Source organism: Terrabacter sp. RAF57, from assembly GCF_052113925.1.
In the GTDB taxonomy this organism is placed as follows: domain Bacteria; phylum Actinomycetota; class Actinomycetes; order Actinomycetales; family Dermatophilaceae; genus Terrabacter.
On the sequence record NZ_JBFRDT010000054.1, the window covers coordinates 1 to 1,410 of the forward strand.

General features: G+C 65.7%; 1 protein-coding gene. It reads left to right on the top strand.

Annotated elements, in window-relative coordinates:
• The first annotated feature begins 66 nt into the window (after positions 1 to 66).
• Positions 67 to 1,371, top strand: a complete 1,305-nt coding sequence (locus AB4Y83_RS22660) for an IS256 family transposase (RefSeq protein WP_442277106.1) — start codon at positions 67 to 69, stop codon at positions 1,369 to 1,371.
• The last annotated feature ends 39 nt before the right edge of the window (positions 1,372 to 1,410 follow it).

Consider the following 1,410-nt stretch of genomic DNA (forward strand, 5'->3'; position numbering starts at 1 on the left):
GAGACTGTCCGAGTAACGGTGTAACTGGCCCAACGCGCTGACTGGTTCAGCGGGAAGGGTCGGATGATGACCGACACACTGGTGGGCGTGAGCCCGCTTGAGAGAGCAGCGAAGAAGTCGCTCACACCTGCTGAGGTGGAGCGCGCGGCGGTGCGCGAGCTGGTCAAGGCCGCTCGCGCCAGAGGTGACGAGCTGACCGGCCCGGACGGGCTGCTCAAGGCGATCACCAAACAGGTCATCGAGGCCGCGCTCGAGGAGGAGATGACCGAACACGTGGGCTACGACAAGCACGCCGTCGAAGGCCGCAACGGGGGCAACTCCCGGAACGGGACCCGGACCAAGACGGTGCTGACCGACAACGCCGGACCAGTCCAGGTCGAGGTCCCGCGGGACCGGGACGCCAGCTTCGAGCCGGTCATCGTCAAGAAGCGCCAGCGTCGCCTGACCGATGTCGACGCCATCGTGCTGTCGCTGTACGCCCGCGGGTTGACCACCGGTGAGATCAGTGCGCACTTCGCTGAGATCTACGGCGCGTCGGTGTCCAAGGACACCGTCAGCCGGATCACCGACCGGGTGCTCGAGGACATGCAGGCGTGGTCCTCGCGGCCGTTGCAGCGGGTGTACGCGGCGGTCTTCATCGACGCGATCATGATCAAGGTCCGTGATGGGCAGGTCGGGAACCAGCCGTTCTATGCCGCGATCGGGGTCGACCTGGCCGGGCACCGGGACGTACTCGGGTTGTGGCCGGGCAACGGCGCCGGGGAGTCGGCGAAGTTCTGGATGAACGTGTTGACCGAGCTGCGCAACCGGGGCGTGGCGGACGTGTTCTTCATCGTCTGTGACGGGCTGAAGGGGCTGCCCGAGAGCGTGAACACCGTCTTCAAGGAGACGATCGTGCAGACCTGCATCGTGCACCTGATCCGGGGCACGTTCCGGTACGCATCGAAGAAGTACTGGGAGTCGATCGCCAGAGACCTGCGCCCGATCTATACCGCGGTCACTGCGGACGCGGCGTGGGCGGCGTTCGAGGAGTTCGAAGAGAAGTGGGGCAAGGCCTACCCGGCGATCCCGAAGCTGTGGCGGGCCGCCTGGGAGCAGTTCATCCCGTTCTTGGCCTACGACCTGGAGATCCGCAAGGTGCTCTGCTCGACGAACGCGATCGAGAGCTTGAACGCCCGCTACCGTCGGGCGGTCAACGCCAAGGGCCACTTCCCGACCGAGCAGGCCGCGCTCAAAACGCTGTACCTCGTGACGAGAAGCCTGGACCCCAAAGGACTCGGGCAGGCACGATGGGTCACCCGGTGGAAGCCGGCCCTGAACGCGTTCGCGGTCACCTTCGAGGCGCGCATGCCGGCGCCGGAGAACCTCTAACCATGAAAACGCCAGTTACACCGTTCGCCTGACAGACCC

Excerpts from the sequence above, each read along its gene's own strand:
- AB4Y83_RS22660 (WP_442277106.1), top strand. The coding sequence starts at position 67 with ATGACCGACACACTGGTGGGCGTGAGCCCGCTTGAGAGAGCAGCGAAG.